Here is a 24,503-nt window from a genome sequence, read left to right as displayed (position 1 = left end):
CATCGCAACTCCGCAGGGAGGCTTTGGTGCGTGCGCATACCCATCCGGAAAACCATCTGGTCGAGCGCATCGGCTGGCTGCGCGCCGCGGTCCTCGGTGCGAATGACGGGATCGTCTCGACCGCGAGCCTGATTGTCGGCGTTGCCGCCGCCGCGGCCTCGACCTCCGACGTGCTGGTTGCCGGTGTCGCCGGCCTGGTTGCCGGCGCCATGTCGATGGCGGCCGGCGAATACGTATCGGTCAGTTCCCAGTCCGACACCGAGCAGGCTGATCTCGCTCGCGAACGAGGTGAGCTTGCAAGCCAGCCGGATTTCGAACGCGAGGAACTGGCTCAGATCTACGTGGAGCGCGGTCTCGAGCAGGCGCTCGCCCGCCAGGTGGCCGATCAACTCATGGCCAGGGATGCACTTGGCGCGCATGCGCGCGACGAACTGGGTATGTCCGAGGTGACCGCGGCCCGGCCCATTCAGGCCGCATTCACTTCGGCAGCGACCTTCGCAGCCGGCGCAGCGCTGCCGTTGCTGGCGGCGGTGCTGATGCCGCGTTCCATGCTGATCGCCGGAGTGTCCGTCGCCTCCCTCGTCTTTCTCGCCCTGCTCGGCGCGATAGGAGCGCGTGCAGGCGGCGCCAGGATCGGCAAGGCCATGGCGCGCGTGACCTTCTGGGGTGCCGTGGCGATGGCGCTGACGGCAGGTATCGGAGCCATCTTCGGCACAGTAGTGTAAGAGGTGGCTCTCACAAACCGGTCCTCGCTCCGTCATGAAATTGATGGCGCAGACCCAACGGCTGGCCTCGCGCGGTGGTCCCGCGCCGACTGTTTCCTGACGGCAAGCTGAAGCAAAAGTCGCAAGGTTGTCAGCAAGCGCTCAGATGCCTTCCCCAGATTGATCGCACCGGCGGACAGAAGACACCGCCGGTTCGCGACTCTGGAAAGGCACCATCGACATGAAATCGCTTCTTGCACTCCTCACCATTACGACGGCGCTCACGCTTCCCGGCCTAGCCATGGCACGGCCCGTGACGCTGGCAACGACGCTGGGCAACTACGGGGGCGACGGCGCCTATCTGGCGCTCTATGTCACCGATGCACAGGGCGCTTATGCCGGCAGTCTGTGGATGGCTGGCGCCAAGTCCAAATATTACGAGCACCTGTCCGGCTGGTATCGTGCCACCGGCGGCAATGTCGCGGAGATCGACGGCATCACCGGCGCCAGTGTCGGCGCCGGCCGCACGCTAGAAATCACCCTGGATCTGGCGGACGCGCTGTTCGATGCGGGCTATACGCTGCACATCGATGCCGCGGTCGAGGACATGCGTGACAGTCCCAACGAACTGGCTGTCCCGCTGACGACCGACGGCGCTGGCAAAGCGGTGCCCGGCCGGCGCTACATCGTCGATTTCTCCTACGCCATGTAGCGGGAGGCAGCCATGATGCGCTCCCTTCACCGCTGGCCGGGCCTTCTGGCTGCGCTCCTGCTGGTGGTGCTCAGCCTGAGCGGAGCGGCCCTGTCGCTGTTCCCCGCCGCCGAGCGTCTGACTTCTCCGCAGGCGGCGACGACGCTGTCCGTCGCCGATCTGGCGGCACGCATCGAAGCCGCTTACCCGCAACTGGAGCAGATCCGGCGGGCGCCTTCGGGCCGGATCACCGCCTATTGGTTCGAGGACGGTGCGCCGCAGGCGGCGGTCATCGATCCGGCGACCGGCCAAGAGATCGCCGCCGCTGACCCCAACCCATTCGAACGGTGGCTGACTAACCTGCATCGCTCGCTGTTTCTCGGTGACGGCGGCCGCCTGGCGATGGCCGCCGGCGCTGCCGCCATGCTGGTACTGACCTTGTCCGGCGCGGGGCTCGTGGCGCGCCGGGCCGGCGGCTGGCGGCGTTGGTTCGCGCCGCTGCGCGGTCCGCTCGCCGGCCGGCTGCATGTCGAGATTGCGCGCGTCGCGGCAGCCGGCCTCCTGTTGTCCTCCGCGACCGCCCTGTGGATGACAGCCTCGACCTTCGATCTCCTGCCCGACGGGCCAACACCACCTGCCTTGCTCAACGATGCAAGTGGTCGGACCGGCGCGTCCGTAGCGGCCATGGAGATGCTTAGGCAAACACCCGTCTCCGAACTGCGCAGCCTGTCGTTCCCCGACCCAGGCGACGCGGCCGACATCTTGACCCTCAAGACGGATCGCGGCACGGGCCATCTCGACCAGGGTACCGGCGCGGTTCTGGCGTGGAGCGGCCTGAACAGGTGGCAGCGCCTCTCGGAAACCATCTATATGCTGCACACCGGGCAGGGAGCCGCAGCTCTCGGGCTTGTCCTTGGGGTCATGGCGCTTGGCGTGCCGGCGATGGCGGGCACGGGCTTCGCCCTGTGGCTCGCAGGTCGGCGCGGACGGCCGCGCATCCGCGGCAACGTCGCCGCCGGGCATGCGGAGACGATCCTGCTGGTCGGCAGCGAGGGCGGCAGCACCTGGGGCTTCGCCGCGATCTTGCATGCCGCGCTGTCAGATACCGGCCAGACGGTGCATGCCGCGCCGATGTCGGCCTTCGACCCGGCGCGCTATAGGCAGGCGCGGCGCATCGTGATCCTCGCCGCCACCTATGGCGATGGCGACGCACCGGCCTCCGCCAGGGGTTTCCTCGACCGGCTGCAAGCCTTGCCTGCGACACCCTCCACGCCGCTGGCGGTGATCGGCTTCGGCGATCGTGGCTTTGCCGCATATTGCGCCTTCGCAGAGGCGGTCGCGGAGACGGCGGCAGCCAAAGGATGGCGCCAACTCATCCCGTTCGCCACGGTGGATCGCCAGTCGCCGCAGGATTTTGCCCGCTGGGGCCGTGCACTCGGCGCGGCGATGGGTATCGACCTTGTCCTTTCCCAGCTGCCGTCACCGCCGGCCGCGCTGCCGCTGACGCTGCTTTCGCGCCGCGACTACGGTGCCGATGTACAGGCCCCGACGGCCATCCTGCGCTTTGCCCTACCTGCAATCCCATTATGGCGGCGGCTGGCCCGCCACGGCTTTGGCCGCTTCCGCGCAGGCGACCTCCTCGGCATCGTGCCGGATGGCGCGACGGTTCCCCGGTTTTATTCGCTCGCGTCGAGCCGCCGCGACGGCTTCGTTGAAATCGTCGTGAAGAAGCACCCTGGAGGCCTGTGCTCCAGCCGGCTTCTCGAACTGGAGCCGGGCGACACCATGAGCGCCTTCCTGCGCCGCAATCCCGGCTTCTACCCTGGTCGCGGCCGCGCGCCGTTGATCCTGATCGGTGCCGGCACGGGGATCGGGCCGCTGGCGGGCTTCGTGCGCGCCAACATCAGGCACCGCCCGATCCATCTGTTCTTCGGGATGCGCCATCCTGACAGCGATCTTCTCTATGGCGAGGAACTATCGGACTGGCAAAGAGAGGGCCGTCTGCACCGTCTGGTCGCTGCCTGCTCGCGCGGGCGCATGCCCCGCTACGTGCAAGATGCGCTGCGCGAGGAAGCTGCCGAGATCACGCGCCTGATCGCCAGGGGCGCGCGGATTATGGTCTGCGGCGGGCGCGACATGGCGGCCGGCGTCTCCGCTGCGCTCACCGATATTCTCGCACCGGCAGGGCTGACGCCGGCCCTGCTCAAGGCACAAGGACGCTATGTCGAAGATGTCTATTGAAACGGAGCGCCGGGCACTGAACGGTCCCACCATGGGCACCCGCTGGTCGGCGCTGTTTTATACAACAGAAGCGTTCGATCGAGGGCCGGTCCGCGATGCGCTCCAGGCAGCGGTGGACGAGGTGGATGCGCAGATGTCCACCTGGAGGCCAGACAGTGACCTGATGCGCCTCAACGCGTCGCCGCCCGGGGTCTGGGTGGAAGTGCCGAGGCGTTTGGTGGAGGTCCTGCGCCTCGCACTCGATATCGGCCGCGCCTCGGGCGGCGCGTTCGACATCGGCATGGGCGATGCGGTAGCCGCCTGGGGTTTTGGCTCCGCGGCGGCCGACCGGCGCCTTATCCGCAACGCCCTCGATGCGGCGCGCCAGCCCACCCATGCCGTGCTGGAACTGGATATGCCGAACGCAAGGGTGCGCAAGACGGCGCCGATCACCCTCGACCTCAACGGTATCGCCAAGGGTTATGGCGTGGACCGGCTGGCCGAGACGCTGCGTGACTTCGGTATTTCATCCGGGCTGGTAGGCATCGACGGCGAAATGCGAGCGCTGGGCCTACGCCCCAACGGCCAGCCCTGGGCCATCGCTATCGAAGCGCCCGCCGCTGATCGCCGCGCATCGCATTCGCTGCTGGCCTTGCAGGACGCCGCCGTCGCCACATCGGGCGATTACCGGCATGTTGTAACAGTTCAGGGCCAGCGATTGTCACACACAATGGACCCGATCACGGGTGCTCCACTCCGGTCGTCGCCCGCCTCAGTGACGGTGGTCGCCCGCAGCTGCGCCGAAGCCGATGCCTGGGCGACCGCACTGATGGTTTTGGGCTCCACGACTGGCGGTGAATTGGCCGCTCGCCATGGCCTCGACGTGCTCTTCCTTATACGTGAGGCCAACGGTTTCAAGGCACATGCCGTTGGCCCGCTATTCGACGGTGGAGCAGTACCGGGGGCAGACCGGGAGCGTTCCGCCATCGGCTGAAACCTGTCCATCCATGCAAGCTGTTCTTGCAGGGTTCGCTAATCCCTATTCCAAAACGAACAGCTTACTTTCATCTCAACCTCGACGGCATTCCCTGATCATCCGTTGCGGCCGGAACCAACACAGCAACTACAGGAGACGACTATGCAGACCGCAAGACCCTTCACCGCTTTCGCTATGGCCTTCGCCCTCGCCCTGAGCACATCAGGGATCGTAGCGGCACAAACCCATGCGCATGACGGCTCCGGCGAGGCGCCGATCGAGATCATGCTGAACAACGGCGCCAAATGGCAGGGCGACCAGAACATGATCACCGGCATGACCGCGATCCATGGCACGATGGCCGCCAATCTTGAGGCGATTCATGCCGGTACCCTGCCGGCTGATGCCAGCAAGGAGATTGCTGCCGACATTCAAAAGCAGCTCGATTTCATGATCGAGAACTGTGTGCTCGAACCCAAGGTCGACGAGCAATTCCATGTCATCCTGGGTGAAGTCATGACCGGCGTCTCAGCCCTGGAAGCAGGCGAGACAGAAACGGGCGCAGTGACGATCGTTCAGGCACTGAACGCATATGGCGAGCATTTTGAGCATCCTGGCTGGCAGGCATTCAATTGATACAGGTCGGGTGTCAGCCCGAAGCATGGGCCCGGCGGGGGCGTCATGCCCCCGCCGGTTTCATCTTGCAGGGGCAGCGCCCCTCCAGCAGATCGGCATTGGCGGCGAGCGCGGCGGCCATGAAATTAAGGAAGATGCGGACACGCGCGGTATTGCGCAGATCTTCATGTGTCAGAAGCCACAGATCCAGCATGAAGTCCTCGGGAAGCGAGGTGGCGCGAACCAGTTCAGGATCGCAATCGGCAAGTACGCAGGGTAAGGCGGCAAGACCGATCCCGGCTCGCGCCGCGGCATGGGCGGCGGTGATCGAATTCGTCCGATAGACCTGCCGCATCTGCGGCCACCAGCGCGCCAGGCTGCGGCTCAGCGGACCGTGGGCCGAGCCATAACCGATCCAGTCACCGTGGGCCGGATCGCCCCGCTCCCCTGCGCCAAGGTCTGACGTTGCGTAGACGGCAAACGCCAGCCGGCCAACTCGTCGCCCGACCAGCGTTTCCTGCACCGGATTGCCGATCCGCAGCGCCACGTCCGCCTCGCGCCGCGTCAGATCCAGCATGGTGTCCGCTACCACTACCTCGATCTCGATCCCCGGCCATTCTGCCCGGAACGCGGCAATATGACGAGGAAGCACCCCAACAGCCAGCAAGTCGGTGGCAGTGATGCGGATCGTCCCGCTCGGCCGCTGGTCCTGCCCAATGACCTTCAGGGCCAGCGCGGAGATTTCCTCCTCGATGCGGAGGACAGAATCACGCATCTCCTCGCCAGCTGTCGTCAGTGCATAGCCGCCGGACATCCGATCGAACAGCCGCGCACCCAATCGTGCCTCAAAGCCTCCGATGCGACGGAAAACGGTCGAATGGGTGACACCCAGCACGCGTGCCGCAGCCGAAAGCGACCCGGCCCGGGCCACGGCCAAGAATATGCGAAGGTCGTCCCAATCCTGGCCCTGTGCGTTCATGCAATGGCTCCTTACTGTGTGAATAGCGCCCCATGTCTCTATCTCGAACCAGGGATCGTCAGAAACGGTAGGCCCACTCGACTGCTGGTCTCCATAAGGCCTCCACTTGCCGATCGATCCGCGTGCGCTGAATCCTATGGCCATCTGGCTTTTCAACCTGACGGACAGCTGACGGCAATTGTTAGTATTTGTCAGGAGCGCGTCAGCGCTGCGACGCATGGTTTCCCTGTCAACAACGATAACTCAGGAGTTGAACCATGAAAAAGACATTGGTTACGCTTGCATTCCTTGCGGCTCTGCCGGCAAGCGCTGCGCTGGCTGGAGAGAAATGCGATGCCATGCCCGAACAGAGACAGCCACTCGAAGCTTTGTCGAAGCTTGCTGGTGACTTCGGGTGGACCATCGACAAGATGAAGATCGACGGTGGCTGCTATGAACTTCGCGTTACGGATGGCAGCGGAAACATTCTCAAGGTGAAGGTCGATCCGGCAACGCTGGACGTCGTCGACGGCAAGGTCAAGCGTTTCGGCAATGGCAGCAATGCGCCCACGACCGACAACGCAGATGGCACTGCACGACATGAGAGCGAGGAAGATTAGCACAGCGGGTATTCTGATGAACGCATTCCCGCCCCTCCAAAGCATCAGCACTACGGAAATGCCTCATAGTCAACGTTGCACGTCGTCCACGCGTAATCCCTAGGGGGTTCTCTACATAGCTTTTTACGCAGGCATCGACGCCACGTCGTATAAAATTCGAGAGTTCGCTGTGTGTGGAGACGTTGATATTAAAACAAACCCCGCAATATCGTGGGGTTTGTTGACCTCTTGGCTTCAGGTGTCCAGGGTAAGGTTGGGCCGCCGCTATCTCGGCAAGGGTCCTGATAGACACCCCTTGCCATCACGTAACGCTCAAAGAAATTGGATGCCGTGGTCAAGGTTGACAACGCCGACGGCAATCTGTCGGTGTTCCGGCTGAACGATGGGCGGCCGCATCCCGTGCTAGCGTTCAACGATGTCGACTTCGACGACGGCTGTAGACTTGCGGCAACCTCCGAAAACATGTCAAGATGTCAACCGAATTGCGGCACGTCAGGGTCGAACCGCTCACAAACTCGCGACAACCGATTTCAGCATATCCGCCACTTTCCTGGCCGAGCCCTGAAGCGCGGTGTTCTCGACCGCGGCCATCGATGCGACGGGATCGATTGCAGCCACCTCGACTTTGCTATCGCCGAGATCCTGAATCACGACGTTGCAGGGCAGCATGGTGCCGATCTTGTCCTCGACCTCCAGCGCGTCGCGCGCAATGACCGGATTGCACGCCCCCAGGATCCGGTAGTTCCGATAGTCGATGCCGAGCTTCTTCCTGAAGGTGTCTTTGACGTCGATTTCCGTGATAATGCCGAAGCCAGCCTTCTTGAGGGCGTCTGTGACGCGCCGTACGGCTTCATCGAAAGAGCAATGAAGCGTCTTGGCGAAATAGTAGCTCATGGGAGATCTCCTGCTTTAAGTTGAGGTTGGGGGGACTGAACCAGGCCGCGGCTTCAAACGCATGCTCCTGGCCATTCGGATTCTTTTCGCCTCTCAGCACCACGTAGATGGCCGGGATGACGAGGACGGTCAGCGCCGTTGAGGATGCCAGGCCGAAGAGAAGCGAAATCGCCAGCCCCTGGAAGATCGGGTCGGCCAGAATCACCGCCGCCCCGATCATCGCGGCAAGGGCGGTAAGCAGGATGGGCTTGAAGCGGATGGCGCCCGCCTCCAACAGAACGTCGATCAACGGCCTTTGCGTATCTCTCGAATGGCGGATGAAGTCGACGAGCAGGATGGAGTTGCGCACGATGATGCCGGCAAGCGCGATGAAGCCGATCATCGAGGTCGCCGTGAACGGCGCCGCGAACAGCCAATGGCCGATCATGATGCCGATGAAGGTGAGCGGGATCGGCGTCAGGATCACCAGCGGCACCTTGAACGAGGCGAACTGGGCGACGACAAGGACGTAGATGCCCAGGATCGCGACTATGAAAGCGGCGCCCATGTCGCGGAACGTCACCCACGTCACTTCCCATTCGCCGTCCCACAAAAGAGTTGGATGGCTTTCGTCTTCTGGCTGGCCGTGCAGTGCGATCACTGGCTTGGGCAGATTGCCCCAGCCCGCCTTGTTGATCGCATCGTCCACCGCCAGCATACCGTAAATCGGCGCTTCGTATGCTCCAGCGAGTTCGGCCATCACCATTTCGGCGGGACGTCCGTTGTGACGAAAGATCGGCCAGGACGCAGGCTCACGCGAAACGCCAACCACATCGCCCAGTTCGACGACGCCACGCCCGCCGGGCAGAGCGTTGGCCGGCACCGGCGTGGTCAGCGCCCGCTCATCCATCACCGCGTCTGACTTCGGCAGCGCAAGACGAATGGCGATTGGCTGGCGCCCGCCGCCACGATGCGAATAGCCGACCGTCTTGCCGGCATAGAGATAGCTTAGCGCGTCATAGACGTCCGATTGCTCGACACGGTAGAACTCGAGATTGTCCTGTTTGATCGATACCCGAACCCGCTCTGCCTGGTTGTGATAGCTGTCGTCGACATCGACGATGAAAGGCACGCTCTTGAAGGCCTGCCTCACCTTTTCGGCGACCGCGCGTCGCGTTTCGGCGTCGGGGCCGTAAATCTCGGCAAGCAACGTACCTAGGACGGGCGGGCCTGGCGGCGGCTCGACAATCTTGAGGGCGGCTTCCTTCGGCAGGTCCAGCCTCTTGAGACGTTCGCGTATATCGAGCGCGATCGCATGGCTTGTCCGGTCGCGATCGCTCTTGCCGAGAAGATTGACCGCGATGTCGCCCTGTTCCGGACCGGAGCGCAGGCCGTAGTGGCGCACAAGCCCATTGAAGTCGAAGGGCGCCGCCGTTCCGGCATAGGTCTGGAACGATACGATTTCCGGCACTGCCTGCAGGCGGTCGATCATCGCCTGCAACGTCCGGTCTGTGTCCTCGACAGAGGAACCCTTCGGCAGGTCGAGCACGACCTGGAGATTGGGCTTGTTGTCGAAGGGTAGCAGCTTGACCGCGACGTGCTCGGTATAAAACAGGCTAAGCGAGGCAAGCGTGGCCACACCGACAAGGATAAGAAAGGTCCAGGCCCGCGTCCTGCTCTTCAGGATCGGTCGTGCGACAGCGCTATAAAGGCGACCAAGGCGTCCACCGCTCGCATCCTCATGACTGCCGCCGCCTTCATGGGCACCACCCGTCTTCATCATCAGCCACGGCGTCAGGATGACGGCGACGAAGAAGGAGAACAGCATCGCGGCCGACGCATTGGCCGGGATCGGGCTCATATAAGGTCCCATCATGCCGGAGACGAAGAGCATCGGCAGCAGGGCCGCGACCACCGTGAGCGTGGCAACGACGGTCGGATTGCCGACTTCGGCGACCGCGTCGATCGCCCCCTGCAGGCGCGAGCGATCATCATGCATTGCCCAATGCCGGGCGATGTTTTCGATGACGACGATGGCGTCGTCGACCAGGATGCCGATCGAGAAGATGAGCGCGAACAGGCTCACCCGGTTGAGCGTGTACCCCATGATCCAGGAGGCGAACAGCGTGAGAAGGATGGTCGTCGGGATCACGACCGCCACCACCAGCGCCTCGCGCCAGCCGATGGCGATGGCCACCAGGACGACAATCGAGACCGTGGCGAGGCCGAGATGGAACAGAAGCTCGTTCGCCTTCTCGTTGGCGGTCTCGCCGTAATTGCGCGTGACCGTCATTTCCACGTCTTTGGGGAAAATCTGGCCGCGTACCTGCTCAAGCCGTTTGATGATCTCGTCGGAAATGACGACGGCGTTGGTGCCGGGACGCTTGGCGATCGCGAGAGACACCGCCGGCGCGCGCTCAAGGCCGGAAGCGGTCCTTCGGATGTCGGTGACACGGTTTTCGGCCGGTGATGTGGCGAGCACGACATTGGCGACGTCCCGAATATAGACAGGACGGCCGTCGCGGGCGGTCAGCAGGATATTGCCGATCTCCGGTAGGGATTGCAGGGTCTGTCCGGCGACGATGGCGCGCTGCTGCGTATCCTCGCGCACGGCACCGATGCGGAAGGACCGGTTGGCGCCTTCGATCTTGGCCGCGAGTTGCTGCAATGTGATGCCATAGAGCGACAGTTTCGCCGGGTCCGGTTCCACCCGGAACTCCTCCGGCTGTCCGCCGACGATATACGTGAGGCCGATGTCCGGAAGCTTCGAGACCTCGACCTGCAATTCGCGAGCCAGCCGGGTCAAACCGTTCGCTGTCCAGCGCGCAGCCGCCTCCGGCGTTGGCCTGAGCGTGACGACCACGATCGCGACGTCGTCGATGCCGCGGCCGACGATCAGCGGCTCGGGGATGCCGACCGGGATGTGGTCCATGTTGGCCCGGATCTTCTCGTGCACGCGCAAAATGGCGGCGTCGGAATTCGTGCCGACCTTGAAGCGCGCCGTGACCAGTGTTCCGTCGTCCTCGGTCTGCGAATAGACGTGCTCCACGCCGTCTATGCTCTTGACGATGGTCTCCAAGGGCTCGGTCACGAGCTTGACTGCATCCTCGGCCTTGAGCCCGTTGGCCGTGACGTGGATGTCGACCATCGGCACGGAGATCTGCGGCTCTTCCTCGCGCGGCAATGTGATCAGGGCGATCAGTCCGAGCGCGAGAGCGGCCAGCAGGAACAGCGGGGTCAGCGGCGAGGCGATGAATGTCCGGGTGAGCCTCCCGGCGATCCCGAGCTTCATGGCAGCATCACCGGATCGCCGGGATGCAGGCCGGTCAGCACCTCCACCAGTCGCTTTCCGTCGTATTCGAAGGGATCGCCCAGGATGACGGCGACGTCCATTCCGCCTGGCGCGCCTGCAATATGCACGTAGTCGACACCATGGATGGTCTTGATTCCCTCGGGCGGCACGGCGAGCACTGTGCGCTTTCCGACCGGGATGGACACCAGCGTGCGCTCGTTGACGAAATAATCGCCGATGCCCGAAACCTCGACGTCGGCGATCACGCGTCCATCGGTGATCTCGGGATAGACCTTTACGATTTTTCCTTGATGGGCCTTGGCCAGTTCACCAGGTGCCTGGCTCAGTCCGCGCTCGCCGACAAGGACTTGCGACCCTCCTACGATTTCGGCCGCGTGGCGCTCGGGCAAGGACAAACGCAGATAGTAGGGTCCGGGAGCAATGCGGGCGATCTCTTCGCCCGCCAGGATGACGGAACCTGGCGTCACCGGCACAGTCAGCACTCGGCCCGCGGCGGGAGCGAGGATGTCACCCTCCTTCGCGCTCTGTTCGATGACCGCCTTCTCGGCCGTCGCCGCCGCGACCTCGTTCGTTGCGACCTCGAACAGCATCCGCGCCTGATCGAGGCTGGCCTGCGAGCCGGTGCCCGAGGTTCTGAGCTGCTGTGCCCGCTCCAGCTGGACGCGGGCGTTCTCGAGCTGCGAATTGAGGGCTTCGATCTTCGCGTCGGCCGCAGTGAGCTGAAGCGCCAGCTTGTCGTCGACGACGACGGCGACGGTATCGCCTTCCTTGACTTCGTCGCCCTGGCTCACGCGCAGTTCGCGAATGGTGCCACCGATACGTGCGCGGGCCGGAACGACGATGCGGCTTTCGACTTGGCCGAACACCGCCTTCATTTCCGGGACGGTGAGGGGCTGGACGACGAACTCGCCTGCCCAGGACGTTGGGCTGGCTAGGGTTGCCGTTGTGAAAAGGATGGCGGCGGCAAGCCGCGCGACGGGTCGAAACATGGACATAGGTCTCTTTTCAGAAGGCAATCTCTGCTGCGCCGTTGAAGGTGCGGAGCAGAAACCGGATCCCTGATTATTTGAATGCGCAGCCCGCCTTTATGCCGAGCTTGCCGAAGATGGTCGCCGCCGGACAGAAGCCTGTCACCGACGCCTGCATCAGGTTCAGCCCGACAAAGGCGTTGAGCAGATACCACCAGGGCGACACGTAGAACCCGAGCGCCAGGGACACGAGGACTATCAAGCCTGCGAACATCATTACGGCACGATCGAGCGTCATCATCTGAATTCCTTCTGTTGCCGAACCGCGCTTACTCGGCGGTGTCGATATGGATTTCTTTGAGTTTCCTGATGCCCAGCATGTCGAGCACCAGATTTTCGTAGAACGTGTCGGCCTTGCCCTGCCGCACCTTGCGCAGGAAGTACTTCTCGAAGCCGATCTTGGCGGCGTGCACCCATTTGCCCTGCGAAGCCCAGTTCACGTTGCGCGGCGGAATCTGGGGCTGCGCCACAAAGGCGATGCCGTCGTCGCCGAAATCGGCCAGGCAGACCGCGTTCCAGGTCGCGACCGCCTTCGGCTCCTCGCCCTTGAGCAGGGCGGCGATGTTCTGGGCCGTTGCGGTCACCATCGACTCGATCATGAAACCGGTCTTCGGCACCCCGACCGCGAGCGGCGCCTTTCCGACCGGCGGGATGGCGACGCACACCCCCAAACCGAACACGTTGGGGAATGTCGGATTGCGCTGGTGCTTGTCGACGATCACGAAGCCGCGCGCATTGGTCAGACCCTCGATGCCGACAACAGCAGGAACCCCGCGGAACGCCGGCAGCAGCATCGAGAATGCGAAGGGCAGTTCGTGTGTCGCCTTGACGGAGCCGTCCTCGTTGACCTGTTCGACGAAAAGCCTGTCGGGATCGGCCTTCGTCGTACGCGCATTCGTGATCCACTTGATGTGGCGCTCCCGCATGGCGCTTTCCATCAAGCCCTTCGTGTCGCCGACCCCGTCGAGCCCGAGATGGCCGATATAGGGTTCGGGCGTGACGAACGTTATGGGCACCTGATCGCGCATACGGGCGTTGCGAAGCGCGGCGCCGAGGATAAAGGCGAATTCGTAGGCCGGACCATAGCAGGATGTTCCCTGCACCGCTCCGATCACGACAGGTCCCGGAGCCTTGACGAGTTTGTCGAGGGTCGCCTTTGCCTGAAGGGCATGATCGGTCTGGCAGACAGACTGCGTATGGGCACTGGGACCGAGTCCCGGTACTTCGTCGAAAGCAAGGTCCGGTCCGGTGGCGATGACGAGGTAGTCGTAGTCGACGATGTCGCCGCCATTGAGACGTACCCGGTTCAGGGTCGGCTCCACCCGCTCCGCCCCTTCCGAGCGAAGCTCGATGCCGCGGCTCTTCAATATCGGAACGAGGTCCACCGTTATGTCCTTGGGCTGCCGCCAGCCGACGGCGATCCAGGGATTGGACGGCACGAACGAGTAGATCGTACCAAGATTGACGACGGTCAGGCAGTCCTCACGTCGTAACTTGGCTCTCATTTCGTAGGCCAACATGACGCCACCGAGCCCTGCTCCGAGTATGGCGACATGAGACACTTTGGTTCCTCCTGTTAGAGACCGCGGCCGGTGTCTGCCGGCGGATCGCGCTGTTTCTTCGAGAACTATTGCCTGATATTCTATGGCTTGTCGGCCACGAGCGAATTGACGCCGCTCAATCGGGATTGCATGTAACATTCAAAGGATATAAATTCAATAGTATGAATGTATCAGATATGATCCCTGCCGCGAATTCGGCTGCGGAGCTGATGCGCTCCTTGTCGCATCCGCAGCGCCTTCTGGCGCTATGCGCTTTGGTCGATGGGGAAAAGTCCGTGGCCGAAATCCGTCAGGAGCTTGGCATCGAGCAGGTGCCGATGTCGCAACAGCTCATGCGGCTGAGAGCGGACGGGCTTGTCGAGGCCCGGCGCGAGGGAACCACCGTTTATTATTCGATCGTGCGGCCGGAAATCCTGACCGTCGTCGGCGCCCTGCAAACAGCGTTCTGCCCGCCGTCGCAGGCAAGGAAAAGAACAAAGTGAAATTCCAACTCGCGCCGCTTCGATGCGCCCTGAGTAGGTCGATAGCGTCTTGAGGTCACGTTGCACGTTGCGTCCGTGCGCTCGAAGCACGGCGTCCTCAACTAAGTTGTACAACATTGCATTGAGGACGGCGAAGATAGCGGCGAGCCAAAAAGCCAGTGGAAATACCGCATCGATGGGCAACGTCAGCTTAACGAGGAGCGGAACGCGGCGCGTGTCCTTTCCGAAGGCGTAAGCGGCGTTGCAGGCATCGTCGACCACACACGGCTTTCGTCGACCGGAGGTGACGACAAAGAAAAACGTCGCTTTGGCGGGCAACGATACCCGTCCGTCGTTTACAATCAACCCGTCTCGTGGCTGACAGCGGCGACACCTACGCTATCGGCTGATCAACTCGTACCGAGATAGCGACCGGGGCGACGGCTGAGCGCAAGAATGAGGTTGAGAACCGTCGCACTTAGGACCGACAGCAGGACTTTGTCGGGTGCCAGAACCAGGAACGAGGCGGATAGGATGCTGAGATCCACGGCGAGTTGAGAATAGCCGGCGCGAAGCCCGAAATTCTCTTGGAGGAAAATGGCGAGGATGTTGTTGCCGCCTAGGCTGGTGCGGTGCCGGAACAGCATCAGCATGCCGGTCCCGCACAACGTTCCGGCCACGATCGCGGCATAGATGAGATTCAACTGCGAAAATACCACCCATTCGGCCGTAAGGCGTGAAAAAAGCGAGATGAGGCTGACGGCAACCAACGTCCGCAAGACGAACGCGCCACCCAGCCGTTTCCAGCCGAGCAGATAGAAAGGCCGTTTGATCAATGAGAATCCGAGCCAGAAACTGATACCGCTTGTGTACTGGAGCAGGAGCGCCACTCCTGCCATGCCGCCGACCACCAACCTCGCCTGGGCGTAGATGGTCATGCCCAGCGCCAACATCAGGCTGCCCAGGATCAGCGCAAGCGCGTCTTCATGCAAGCCATGCCTCATCACCATCGTATTTCCGACTTCGCGTTGAGACATGTGCCCCTTTCCCACTCGCCGAAATTCTGCCCCGTTATCGATGAGCAATCTTTATCTGGGCGCAAACCTGCTGCGAAAACGCCTGCGGTATCTGCCATGCGTGTCGGCCGGTCTGCGCGCTAGCGCAAAGCCTATTGACGTCGATCAAGGCGTAGCGTGCGTAGGCGTGATCTGTGGAAACAAAGGGGATGGTACCGCGCTCGCAGCAAATCCTTGACCCACGTCCGCCGTGAACTGCTTTTGCGGATGAAGGATGATCAGCCGGGAGGGACGCACGATTCCCAACCATGAGTGGTTCTAACGGTATCCGGAGACAGCAGATGCACAAGCACATCCTCATCCCGACGGACGGCTCCGAAACCGCCCAGAAGGGAGTCGACTTTGCCTTGTCGCTTGCCAGGGATCTTGACGCCAAGGTCACCGTCCTCACCGTAACCAATCCCTATTCACGCACTGAAATGACTGCCCGAGCGCGTTGGAAAGGTTCGGACGAGGAGATGAACGAATTCCACCGGAAACAGAAAGAAGCGGCCGACAAGGTCTTGCATGAGGTGAAGGCGAATGCCGGCAAGATGGGCGTTGACGTTGCGCTGGTGCATGTTTCCGAGGCGCGGCCGGCCGAGGCCATACTGCACATGGCTGTGGCGCGGGGCGCCCACCTGATCGTCATCGGCTCTCACGGCCGACGCGGCGTCAACAGGTTGCTGCTCGGCAGCCAGACGGCAGAGGTGCTGGCGCATGCTGCCATCCCGGTCCTTGTCGTCAAATAAGGTGATACGAATGCGCGGCGCCACTGCGCGCCGTTGCTCGGCTACTTGACCAGGATCAATGATGCGCCGGTCAGTGACCGGTAACTGGAAAAGAACGGAAAAGCCCTACAAAACCGCAGGACAGAAAAATGCTATTGCCGAATGACACCACCGTTGCCGTCGTCGATGGCGAGAAGCTGCGCCTGTTCCGCAACAAAGGCGTCGAACCCCGTATCCGGTTGATCGAGGAGACCGTTGCTGGCGTTGAACCAGCCAACCAGGGTTCGGGCGCACGGCATCGCAGCACGTCCGCCAACCCTGACCGGTGGCGGCTCGAGGAAGACGATTTCGCGGCGAGCGCAGCAGCATACCTGAACCGGCTGATGCTGGACGGGGAGATCGTCTCGCTGTTTATCATCGCTGATCCGCGGACCCTGGGGGAATTGCGACGCCACTTCCACGACGTGACCAGGGAAAATCTGATCGGCGAACTAGCCAAGGATTTCACTGGAGGCAGCATCGAGACGATCGAGGCTGCGGTCGCCCGGGCTTGATCCCGTCCGGCCGGCCCGAAGAATGGCATCGACGGTACCCGTTCAGAGACACCCTCCATGTACACGCACGTCCTCATTCCCACTGACGGCTCAGAGCTTTCCCAGGCAGGTGTTATCCACGGTCTGTCGCTCGCCAAAGAACATGGTGCACGGGTCACAGCGATGACGGCAACGGAAGTGCCCGGCGGGCAGTTCGCCTATTCGAGTGACCTGTGGACTCCAAACGACGTCGAAATGGCAGCCTATGAACAGGATCAGCACCGGCATGCCGAAGCGATCCTCGCACCCGTTAAGGCAAGCGCCAAGCGGCTGGGTCTCGAGATCGAGACCGTCCACGTGCCTGACCGCCGGGCGGCGCCAGCCATTCTCGATACCGCTCACAAATGCGGCTGTGATGTCATCGTGATGGCCTCGCACGGCCGCACCGGTATGAGCAGGGTCATGCTGGGTAGCCATACCGCAGAAGTGCTGACCAATGCCGATATTCCAGTGATCGTGTTTCGCTGAAGGCGTGATCTCTCGGGAAGCTCGCGCCCTGGACTCGCACCAGCGCGCTCCTTGGTCCGGCCGGCACGATGAAAAAGGCCTTTGAATGGCCATACAAATCCGTCTGCCAAAGCGGTGGACGCGATGAGCGCTCAGATTCAGAACCAGCGCGCGGCAGAGCGGGCCAAACGGCCGGAAGTCCGGCACCCATCACCACGATCTGCCAGTTCCACGGATCCGTAAGAACAACGTGAAGTCGTCGAGGCCCGGAGTCTGAAACGCCTTGACCAATGACACGATACGCAGGTTCGCCTCAACTAGCGAATCTTTGGCAAGCAGATTTTCGACCGTGCCGAAGAAGGGAAAGAGGGAGGTTGTCACTCCGACCGCAAACCAGAGGACAAGCGGCCTGTTACGGTCGAAGCGATCGACCGAAGGTCGCCAGCTTTTTGTATGGGCGGCGATCATGCGCTCGACTTCAGGATCGTGACGGATTGCCGCGGCGACGGAGCGAGCCAGCGAACGGGCGAGCCGCATCATCGACGTTCACCAGGTCGAATAGGTAGAGATCAGCATGAGCAAGCCGACAACAACGGCTGCCACACCAGCCAGAAGAACGCTGCCTGCCGCCATGTCCTTTGCGGCGCGGATCTCGGGATGCCGTTCAGGATGCAGCCGATCGATCATCGCCTCAAGCGCGGCATTGGTCAATTCCGTGGCAAGCACCAGCGCGATTGCCATGATGGCGATCGCGAACCAAATCAAGGAGACGCGAAGGACCAAAAATCCGGCAACGACCAGCATGGCGATGACACCCTGCGTTCTGAAGCTCCTTTCCCTTCGGCAAGCTTCCTTAACCCCGCAAAGAGCAAACCGGACACGTTCCCACAAGGGCCGGTTTTTCATGGAGACACTCCAAGCTGCCGATCGTGTTGTCTCCGGATATCCTTATCGCGGAATGCGATAATTTCATACGTGGCGTGGTCGTCTGTGGGCCGTGCGCTGAATATTGCGGCACGTCGCATGCGCTTATTGCCTTTTCGGTGGTTGCGATGGAGCCGGAGGCTTTTCGCCAGTGGCTCTCCGCGCAAGCGTCGCCTGCGAAGCTTGTCACGGCTGCGGGCCGCGATGCCTTTCTCGCCAAAGGAGATCGACGCCATCACCATCTATCTGGCGAGGCCGAAATGACCGGCCGCTCAACCGTTTCAATGAAAGAGCGGCAGGCCAAGACCGCTAGGCTGCGCGCCGTCTGGGATAACCCTTCCGGCTGGCGCTACTGGACGTCGGTCAACAACTTTCAGATCGGCCTCTGGTACGGATCGGCAGCGTTCGCCTTCATGCTGTTTGAAGGCGTGCTGGCGCTGCTGATGCATGTGGAACTGGCCTTGCCGGACAACGACGTTCTCTCCGCCGACCGCTTCAACCAGGCTTTCACGCTGCACGGCACGGTGATGATGTTCCTGTTCGTCGTGCCGATCTTCGAGGCTATCGCGATCTTCCTGCTGCCGCCCATGCTCGGTGCGCGGGAACTGCCCTGTCCGCGACTTCCGGCCTTCGGCTTCTGAAGCTTCCTGATCGGCAGCGTCTTCGTGTGCGGCTCAATCTTCTTCGATGCGGCTCCGTCGTCGGATTGGTTCATGTATCCGCCGCTTGCCACCGACAAAGAACTTTCCGGTATCGGTGCCGATATCTGTGACTGCTTGGGCCGTCCTTCATCGATGTCGCCTCGATCCTGGCCGCGATCGAAATCATCGTCGGTGTCATAAAGTGCCGGGCGCCCGGCATGCGCATCAACATGATGCCGCTGTTTGCCTGGTACCTGCTGATCGTCGCCGGAATGATCCTGTTCGCCTTTCCGTCGCTGAGCCGCGCTTACGATGAGTACGTTACAGCGTAAAGTTCTCGAACTTGATCAGGAGAGTTTCGGCAAACGTGACTTCAGTCAGCAGGCCGCCGGGTACGCGGAAGAACAGACGGCACTCGTCAATCTCTTCGAGGCCTATCGTGCTGTTGGGGACATTGGGGCGGTTGCGTTTCGTTCGGAACGCGCCGTATCCGGTCAGCCGCAACCCTACAGGGCCGATCGCTTTGGCCGCGAGGGCGCGCCATCTCCTAGCGTGCCGGTAATGTGAACGAGCAGCCCATCATGATTTGGCCGACCAGTTGGCACAATGTCACGGCAGCTTTGCGCCGCCAAGCCGGACGTTCAGGTAAACTTTGCCTTCACCCAAAAGCGGACGTTTCGGTCGATACAAGCGAGCGGCAGTTGTGATCCTGCCAGTCGGACATTCGTTAGCCGTTTCACGCACCTGTTAGCGCATGCACGTGCTGTTGATCCCGTGTACATCCGGGCACACTTCCGGCGACCTCTGTCGAATCACGCACCTTGGCGACGCCGCTTTCCGGGTTGGGAGCCAACCGGAAACCTGTGGCTATTCGATTCGATCTTCCTCATCGCTTCCGTGGCCGGATCCAGCCCAAGCTTGTCGAACAACATTAGGAGGTAAATTAAGACGTCAGCTAATTCGCCAGCCACTGCCTCCCGCTCGATCTCTAACGAATCCTCATCGCCGACATCCCATTGAAAATGCTCAAGCAATTCAGCGGCTTCGATACTTACCGATGTCGCCAAATTCCTGGCGGTATGAAATTTTGTCCAGTCCCTATCGTCTCGGAACACTCTGAGAGCTGCGATGATCTTGTCCATGGTGGCGAATGCCCTCCGTAGCACGTAGCTGCACTGCACGTAGCGAGCTGGAAAAACGCCTCTATAATGCCAAGTTGCGCAATTGCGAACCTGGAAGAGCACAGTGGCGGACGCCTATCTCAACCTAGCGGAGGATGTATTGGCGGCATCGGGCACACCGATGCGACCGCGAGACATTCTACGGGTCGCTTATTTGAACCGCCTTGTACCTTCTCATCTGCATGGTGCCACACAGCACAAGACCTTGCATGCACGACTAAGCGAAGATGTTTCGACATATCGCGAGGCCAGTCGCTTTTATCGCACCGGACCGGGAGTGTTTTTCCTCAGACGACTTAGAAATGATGCAATGCCAGTCGTCGGAAGCGAAGAATTCTTCGCTCCTCCCCGCAAGAAGGAGCTTAGGCGCGACTGGGTAATGGCTCTCCGAATGAGCTTTGGACACTCCAACGATGCAAAGCAAATCTCACTGCAAACGATCAAGGGCGAACTTGACGACGGAAAATTTGGCTACTTCCCATATTCGGTCGTGCGTCGAGAGGGCAGCCTCTTAGTCCGGCGTTTCGAAGAACCGTCGCCTTCTGTTCGGCGCTCAAGTAGTACGGCTTCAGGTCTGAAGGATCGCGCGGCTTTTCCAAGACTTGCCACAAGGAAGACCCTTTCGCGTCGTTGGGGCACGCCGAAATATTGAGCGTCGAGGACTCGCCAGGCAATCTTGGCGTTGGGCCCAGACACCATACCTGCGTTCGTCCACCTTTTCCCTGGCGCAGGAATTTCACCGCCTTGCTTTTCGGCAAGCGCTCCCAGCAAACAGCCGAATCCGTTGCCTTTCCTGGCATCCAAAACCCCCTTCACATTTTCCCATACCACGTATTTCAGCCCGTTCAGCTTCTGCATCCGGTAGGCGAGTTCGACGAACTGAAGCGTCAAATTGCCCCGATAATCGTCCAGGCCCAGTCGCTTGCCTGCGATGCTGAAAGCCTGGCACGGCGATCCTCCCTCGAGAATGTCCACCGGACCAAGAGCAAGAAGGTCTTCGTCCGTGATCTGAGACAAGTCGCCGAAATTCGGGACCCGCCCTCGGGGCCAGGCCTTGACCCGCGTGTTTTTCCGCGCCGTCTCATCCCGCCTCACCATTTCATCCGCGGCTGGCTGGCGCTGACCCCACCCCTCCAGGACCATCTCGGCAAACGAGTCTGGAAAATCAAAATCCGGATCATTCCAATCGCGACCCGCAAATGCTGCCCGCCATTCCGTGAGAATTTCCGGCGTCGCATAATCGGCGAAAACCTCCCGGCAGACGGCCTCCATAATCGTCCTGTAATCGGGCAGGTATCGCGGCTTCGTCGCCCCGCATCGCTCGGAAAGAACCAGGCTCTGGAATGCCTCGGGCTCGCAGTAGCCCACAAACTCGAAGCCAAGCCTCTTCCATGCCGCTGTCGCAGCGGAAATGCCGCTAAAGGTAGAAAAAACCCGCATATGATCCCCCCCTCAGAAGGTCATACCGGGTCCCTTCCTGCCGAAGTATTAAGGTCCGGCGATTTCTGGGGTAGACCTAATTGCCCTCCTGCAAAACAGATGCCTAGGCACCTCGGACTCATCAGGGTAAATCCGGCCCAACCAAATTATTGGGCGAATGGCCTGCTGCCGGTTTTTCGGACACCAGGTTAAGCTAACATAGCTTTCTCCTCGAACTCGACGGGGCTCACCACCCAACTCTCTGAACTGCTGGATAGTATGCCTGCCGTGGCTCTGCTCGGGTCGCGTCAGGTCGGCGCTGGCGCGCTCGGGCTGTTCTGCCTGACGACGGCGGCGCTGTTCCACACCAACTGCGCTATCCGGAATGAACTCCTGCATTTCGAGAAAGATCTTGCCGTCGCCGGCGGGATGTTCGTGCTGGCGACGGTTGGCGCCGGATCGTTGTCTCTCGACAGCAGACTGGGCCTCGCCGCTAAGACAAGCAGATTCCTGTCGACGTGAGATTCAATATGATACTGGCTGTGGCAACGCCGCAGGATCGGTGGTCACGGTCATGGACCTGGCGACCGTGATTGAGGGGCGCACCAGGCGGCAACGCGGGCAATCCGTCGATTGGCACGGCCGTTACGCTCAAATCCCCCAATGAATTCTTGGCCGCACCACGATCTCTTCCCTCGAAATTGGGAAAAGATATACCAAACGGGGGTCATTCCGACCAGTGAAGCCTGTTGTAGATGCGGTAAAGAGCCTGGGTTCCCTCTTCACCAAAACCGTTCGCTAATAGGCGCTCATACATCTTCTGGGCCAGTGCCAGACCGGGCAAATCAAGATTGATACGCTTAGCTTCATTTAGTGCAATGCCGATGTCCTTGGCAAAATGATGAACAAAAAATCCCGGCGCAAAATCCTGGCGGACCATCTTGCGTCCCAATCCATTCAGAAGAAAACTAGAAGCTGCCCCTGTTCCCAGCACATCCAGCGTCAGATCGGGGTTAAGGCCCACCCGGGTGGCGTAGCTGATGCTCTCCGACACGGCGATCATTGTAGATGCGATTGCAATCTGGTTAGCCATTTTCGTGTGCTGACCCGTTCCGGCTTGGCCCATGTGAACTACATTGCTTCCAATCAGCCGCAGCACAGGCAAGACTTGACTGAATGCAGTTTCATCGCCCCCTGCCATGATGGCGAGCTTGGCTTCTCTGGCGCCAATGTCACCGCCTGAAACGGGGGCATCGAGAGCCATCATCCCACGTAGCGAAGCGGCCTTGGCGATCCTTTCGGCAAGCGAGGGACTGGATGTAGTCATATCGATAAGCACGGCGCCAGGCCGCGCTCTGTCGAGTATTCCTCCCGGTTCGAGATAGATGGATTCAACATCGACCGGGTACCCGACAATGGTAATCAAAATATCGCTTGTAGCGGCAACTTCCCCCGGACTTTCATACCAGATCGCGCCACGCTCGACCAACGCATCCGCCTTGGCACGTGTTCGGCTGTTTACGTGCAGTTCATAGCCTCCGGCCAGGATATGTCCTGCCATGTGCTGGCCCATGATACCCAGGCCGATGAAACCCACCCGCTTCTGAATTGCCAGATTTGGAGCCATCGTAGTCCTTCCCTCATAACGGGCTTTTCTGCTCAAGAACACGGTCGACCCGCTCCGGCAGAGATCGTCGAAAACTTTCCGCGAATGTTGCTGGTGTCTTTCCCGGCACCAGCACCCCGGTCAATGCACCCTTGCCGCCAACGGCGCTCGGATGTCGCAACCCGGGGAGGCGAGTTGCCCGATGCTTTATCCTCGTGAAACTCGGCGCCCCGCGCAGAATTCCCTAGTTGATGCGGCGTCCCGCCGTATCGAACAGGTGAACCTGCTCGACATTCGGGGTGACAAAGATTTTGTCTCCATAGCGAAGGGATGGACGTTCGCGAAAGACTCCAACCAACTGTTGGCTTCCAAGTTTCATGATGACGTGCGTTTCGGCACCCGTCGGCTCCACGAGCTCGACCGTAACCGGTATTCCGCTATCGGATAGCGCCAAATGTTCAGGCCTTATTCCGTAGTGGGCCGGTGTCTCCACGGCCGGGAGAGATGGGCCGCCTACCGGAAGGAGGGTCCCATCCGCCGTCCTGAAGCCAGACTGCGTCAGCGTGCCTTCGATGAAATTCATGGACGGCGACCCGAGAAAACCGGCAACGAAACGGGTTTGCGGCCTGTCGTACAATTCAAGAGGTGAGCCAATCTGCTCGATGACACCGCCATGCATGACGACAATCTTGTCCGCCATGGTCATCGCTTCGATCTGATCGTGGGTGACGTAGATGATCGTGGTTCCAAGACGCCTGTGTAGCGCCTTGATTTCCGACCGCATCTGGACCCGCAGTTTGGCGTCGAGGTTCGACAGCGGCTCGTCGAACAGGAATACCTTGGGGTCCCGCACGATGGCGCGTCCCATGGCAACCCGCTGCCTTTGGCCGCCGGAGAGTTGCTTCGGCAGGCGCTCGAGCAATTCATGAAGCCCGAGAATCTGAGCGGCCGCGTCGACCTTCCTGTCTATTTCCGCTTTCGGCAGGCCAGCCAGCCGCAGAGAAAAGCTCATATTCTTGGCCACGGTCATATGCGGATAGAGCGCATAATTCTGGAAGACCATGGCAATATCCCGCGCCTTCGAAGGGAGGTCGTTGACGATGGTATCGTCAATGCGGATTTCCCCCGCGCTCGTACGCTCGAGCCCCGCAATCATGCGCAGCAACGTCGACTTTCCACACCCGGACGGACCGACCAGTATGACGAACTCTCCGTCGTCGATATCGACCGACAGATCTTTCAGGGTCTCTACCTGACCGTAGAACTTCCTGACATTCCTGATGGAGACGCTTGCCATATGAGCCACTTCCGGAAACGTGAAATCTGTCGATGGGCGGCCGCCCGCCTTTTTGCGGAGCGGCCGCGGCAACCTAGCGATAGCCGGTGGCTGGAGCCTGAAGCGAGTGTCGCCCCCGGCTCCAGTCTGGAGATCAATCCGGAACGCCGGCGATGACTTCGATCTCGATGATGTAGCCGGGAGCAAGCTTCGCGACCTGGAAAGTGGAACGCGCCGGCTCCTTCCCCTTCTTGAAGAACTCGCGATAGACAACGTTGAAGTCATCGAAATCGTTACGGTCCATGAGGAAGCAGGACGTCTTCAGGACCATGTCCATCGAACTCCCGGCAGCCTCGAGGACGGCCTTGATGTTTTCCAGCACCTTGCGGGTCTGGGGCTGGATTCCGCCTTCGACGGGCTGCCCGGTAGCCTCGTCCTGGGCCAGTTGGCCCGACAGGAAAACCAGGTTCCCGAATTTCACGGCGTGAGGGTAGGGAAGCCCCCAGTCCACGATGCCCTCGGCGTTGATTGCGGTACGCTGGGTCGACATTTTCATTGTTCCTTTCATAGGTTGTGGAGTGGCTGCTTTCGAGCCTTCCCTGGGGTGAT

At 61.1% G+C, this 24,503-nt stretch carries 24 protein-coding genes and 4 pseudogenes; 14 read left to right on the top strand and 14 right to left on the bottom strand.

Annotation, left to right across the window (positions count from 1 at the left end; genetic code table 11):
* Window positions 1–23 precede the first annotated feature (23 nt).
* From ACFOHJ_RS22305 to ACFOHJ_RS22285, 5 genes are all read left to right on the top strand, one after another.
* Window positions 24–725, top strand: coding sequence for a VIT1/CCC1 transporter family protein (locus ACFOHJ_RS22305; protein ID WP_378224963.1), 702 nt, complete (start codon window positions 24–26; stop codon window positions 723–725).
* Between the two features lie 220 nt (window positions 726–945).
* Window positions 946–1,416, top strand: a complete 471-nt coding sequence (locus tag ACFOHJ_RS22300) for a DUF2271 domain-containing protein (RefSeq protein ID WP_378224961.1) — start codon at window positions 946–948, stop codon at window positions 1,414–1,416.
* Between the two features lie 12 nt (window positions 1,417–1,428).
* Window positions 1,429–3,636, top strand: coding sequence for a PepSY domain-containing protein (locus ACFOHJ_RS22295; RefSeq protein ID WP_378224958.1), 2,208 nt, complete (start codon window positions 1,429–1,431; stop codon window positions 3,634–3,636).
* On the top strand, window positions 3,617–4,609 hold the full coding sequence (locus ACFOHJ_RS22290; RefSeq protein WP_378224956.1) for an FAD:protein FMN transferase: 993 nt from the start codon (window positions 3,617–3,619) through the stop codon (window positions 4,607–4,609). Before ACFOHJ_RS22295 ends, ACFOHJ_RS22290 begins: the two co-directional genes overlap by 20 nt.
* 144 nt (window positions 4,610–4,753) lie before the next feature.
* Window positions 4,754–5,227, top strand: a complete 474-nt coding sequence (locus ACFOHJ_RS22285; RefSeq protein ID WP_378224953.1) for a hypothetical protein — start codon at window positions 4,754–4,756, stop codon at window positions 5,225–5,227.
* Between the two features lie 43 nt (window positions 5,228–5,270).
* Here the strand turns inward: ACFOHJ_RS22285 and ACFOHJ_RS22280 are convergent, their stop codons facing one another.
* Window positions 5,271–6,185 (bottom strand): LysR family transcriptional regulator, encoded by a 915-nt coding sequence (locus ACFOHJ_RS22280; RefSeq protein ID WP_378224951.1) that lies wholly within the window; start codon window positions 6,183–6,185, stop codon window positions 5,271–5,273.
* Window positions 6,186–6,442: 257 nt separating this feature from the next.
* Here ACFOHJ_RS22280 and ACFOHJ_RS22275 point away from each other — a divergent pair, with 257 nt between their 5' ends.
* Entirely contained in the window at window positions 6,443–6,784 is a 342-nt protein-coding gene (locus tag ACFOHJ_RS22275) for a PepSY domain-containing protein (RefSeq protein ID WP_378224949.1), read from the top strand.
* A gap of 507 nt (window positions 6,785–7,291) precedes the next feature.
* On the opposite strand, the gene ACFOHJ_RS22270 is transcribed toward ACFOHJ_RS22275, so the two are convergent.
* The 5 genes and pseudogenes from ACFOHJ_RS22270 to ACFOHJ_RS22250 all read right to left on the bottom strand — a co-directional run bounded on the left by ACFOHJ_RS22270 (window position 7,292) and on the right by ACFOHJ_RS22250 (window position 13,560).
* Complete coding sequence (locus ACFOHJ_RS22270) at window positions 7,292–7,678, bottom strand: DUF302 domain-containing protein (RefSeq protein ID WP_378224947.1); 387 nt, start codon at window positions 7,676–7,678, stop codon at window positions 7,292–7,294.
* 106 nt (window positions 7,679–7,784) lie between these two features.
* A pseudogene (locus ACFOHJ_RS22265) lies at window positions 7,785–10,949 on the bottom strand (efflux RND transporter permease subunit); the annotation flags it as partial.
* Window positions 10,946–11,959, bottom strand: a complete 1,014-nt coding sequence (locus ACFOHJ_RS22260) for an efflux RND transporter periplasmic adaptor subunit (RefSeq protein WP_378224945.1) — start codon at window positions 11,957–11,959, stop codon at window positions 10,946–10,948. The gene ACFOHJ_RS22260 and the pseudogene ACFOHJ_RS22265, both read right to left, overlap by 4 nt.
* 73 nt (window positions 11,960–12,032) lie before the next feature.
* Window positions 12,033–12,236, bottom strand: coding sequence for a YgaP family membrane protein (locus ACFOHJ_RS22255; RefSeq protein WP_378225337.1), 204 nt, complete (start codon window positions 12,234–12,236; stop codon window positions 12,033–12,035).
* A 31-nt stretch (window positions 12,237–12,267) separates the two neighbouring features.
* Window positions 12,268–13,560, bottom strand: coding sequence for an NAD(P)/FAD-dependent oxidoreductase (locus ACFOHJ_RS22250; protein ID WP_378224943.1), 1,293 nt, complete (start codon window positions 13,558–13,560; stop codon window positions 12,268–12,270).
* A 68-nt stretch (window positions 13,561–13,628) separates the two neighbouring features.
* Here ACFOHJ_RS22250 and ACFOHJ_RS22245 point away from each other — a divergent pair, with 68 nt between their 5' ends.
* Complete coding sequence (locus ACFOHJ_RS22245; protein WP_378224941.1) at window positions 13,629–14,042, top strand: ArsR/SmtB family transcription factor; 414 nt, start codon at window positions 13,629–13,631, stop codon at window positions 14,040–14,042.
* A 389-nt stretch (window positions 14,043–14,431) separates the two neighbouring features.
* On the opposite strand, the gene ACFOHJ_RS22240 is transcribed toward ACFOHJ_RS22245, so the two are convergent.
* The gene (locus ACFOHJ_RS22240; RefSeq protein ID WP_378224938.1) at window positions 14,432–15,058 is read right to left on the bottom strand and encodes a YitT family protein; all 627 of its coding nucleotides are present in this window, start codon (window positions 15,056–15,058) and stop codon (window positions 14,432–14,434) included.
* A 320-nt stretch (window positions 15,059–15,378) separates the two neighbouring features.
* Here ACFOHJ_RS22240 and ACFOHJ_RS22235 point away from each other — a divergent pair, with 320 nt between their 5' ends.
* The 3 genes from ACFOHJ_RS22235 to ACFOHJ_RS22225 all read left to right on the top strand — a co-directional run bounded on the left by ACFOHJ_RS22235 (window position 15,379) and on the right by ACFOHJ_RS22225 (window position 16,868).
* Window positions 15,379–15,828: a universal stress protein gene (locus ACFOHJ_RS22235; RefSeq protein WP_378224936.1), complete on the top strand. Its 450-nt coding sequence runs from the start codon at window positions 15,379–15,381 to the stop codon at window positions 15,826–15,828.
* Between the two features lie 128 nt (window positions 15,829–15,956).
* Window positions 15,957–16,361 carry a host attachment family protein gene (locus ACFOHJ_RS22230; protein ID WP_378224934.1) on the top strand — a complete coding sequence of 135 codons (405 nt, stop codon included), beginning with the start codon at window positions 15,957–15,959 and terminating at the stop codon, window positions 16,359–16,361.
* A 57-nt stretch (window positions 16,362–16,418) separates the two neighbouring features.
* On the top strand, window positions 16,419–16,868 hold the full coding sequence (locus ACFOHJ_RS22225; protein ID WP_378224933.1) for a universal stress protein: 450 nt from the start codon (window positions 16,419–16,421) through the stop codon (window positions 16,866–16,868).
* Window positions 16,869–17,057: 189 nt separating this feature from the next.
* Here the strand turns inward: ACFOHJ_RS22225 and ACFOHJ_RS22220 are convergent, their stop codons facing one another.
* A complete protein-coding gene (locus ACFOHJ_RS22220) occupies window positions 17,058–17,387 on the bottom strand; it encodes a hypothetical protein (RefSeq protein WP_378224931.1) in 330 nt (109 codons plus the stop codon).
* Between the two features lie 6 nt (window positions 17,388–17,393).
* On the bottom strand, window positions 17,394–17,753 hold the full coding sequence (locus ACFOHJ_RS22215) for a diacylglycerol kinase (RefSeq protein WP_378224929.1): 360 nt from the start codon (window positions 17,751–17,753) through the stop codon (window positions 17,394–17,396).
* A 278-nt stretch (window positions 17,754–18,031) separates the two neighbouring features.
* Here ACFOHJ_RS22215 and ACFOHJ_RS22210 point away from each other — a divergent pair.
* Together ACFOHJ_RS22210 and ACFOHJ_RS22205 are read left to right on the top strand one after the other, a co-directional pair.
* Window positions 18,032–18,711, top strand: a pseudogene (locus ACFOHJ_RS22210) (cbb3-type cytochrome c oxidase subunit I); the annotation flags it as partial.
* Between the two features lie 13 nt (window positions 18,712–18,724).
* Window positions 18,725–18,979, top strand: coding sequence for a hypothetical protein (locus ACFOHJ_RS22205; RefSeq protein WP_378224927.1), 255 nt, complete (start codon window positions 18,725–18,727; stop codon window positions 18,977–18,979).
* Between the two features lie 245 nt (window positions 18,980–19,224).
* Here the strand turns inward: ACFOHJ_RS22205 and ACFOHJ_RS22200 are convergent, their stop codons facing one another.
* Window positions 19,225–19,554, bottom strand: coding sequence for a nucleotide pyrophosphohydrolase (locus ACFOHJ_RS22200; RefSeq protein ID WP_378224925.1), 330 nt, complete (start codon window positions 19,552–19,554; stop codon window positions 19,225–19,227).
* A gap of 103 nt (window positions 19,555–19,657) precedes the next feature.
* On the opposite strand from ACFOHJ_RS22200, the pseudogene ACFOHJ_RS22195 reads away from it, so the two are divergent.
* Window positions 19,658–19,876: pseudogene (locus tag ACFOHJ_RS22195) on the top strand (HTH domain-containing protein); the annotation flags it as partial.
* A 188-nt stretch (window positions 19,877–20,064) separates the two neighbouring features.
* Here ACFOHJ_RS22195 and ACFOHJ_RS22190 read toward each other — a convergent pair.
* Window positions 20,065–21,033 (bottom strand): DNA cytosine methyltransferase, encoded by a 969-nt coding sequence (locus tag ACFOHJ_RS22190; RefSeq protein WP_378224923.1) that lies wholly within the window; start codon window positions 21,031–21,033, stop codon window positions 20,065–20,067.
* Between the two features lie 288 nt (window positions 21,034–21,321).
* Between ACFOHJ_RS22190 and ACFOHJ_RS22185 the strand changes: the two are divergent.
* A pseudogene (locus tag ACFOHJ_RS22185) lies at window positions 21,322–21,534 on the top strand (hypothetical protein); the annotation flags it as partial.
* Window positions 21,535–21,739: 205 nt separating this feature from the next.
* Here ACFOHJ_RS22185 and ACFOHJ_RS22180 read toward each other — a convergent pair.
* From ACFOHJ_RS22180 to ACFOHJ_RS22170, 3 genes are all read right to left on the bottom strand, one after another.
* Window positions 21,740–22,639, bottom strand: a complete 900-nt coding sequence (locus ACFOHJ_RS22180; RefSeq protein WP_378224921.1) for an NAD(P)-dependent oxidoreductase — start codon at window positions 22,637–22,639, stop codon at window positions 21,740–21,742.
* A 223-nt stretch (window positions 22,640–22,862) separates the two neighbouring features.
* On the bottom strand, window positions 22,863–23,915 hold the full coding sequence (locus tag ACFOHJ_RS22175) for an ABC transporter ATP-binding protein (RefSeq protein ID WP_378224919.1): 1,053 nt from the start codon (window positions 23,913–23,915) through the stop codon (window positions 22,863–22,865).
* Window positions 23,916–24,048: 133 nt separating this feature from the next.
* Complete coding sequence (locus ACFOHJ_RS22170) at window positions 24,049–24,444, bottom strand: RidA family protein (protein WP_378224917.1); 396 nt, start codon at window positions 24,442–24,444, stop codon at window positions 24,049–24,051.
* Window positions 24,445–24,503: the final 59 nt, after the last annotated feature.

Origin of the sequence: Aquamicrobium soli, from assembly GCF_042646345.1 — a bacterium.
Taxonomy (GTDB): Bacteria; Pseudomonadota; Alphaproteobacteria; order Rhizobiales; family Rhizobiaceae; genus Mesorhizobium; species Mesorhizobium soli_A.
This window is presented reverse-complemented; position numbering and strand designations above follow the sequence as displayed.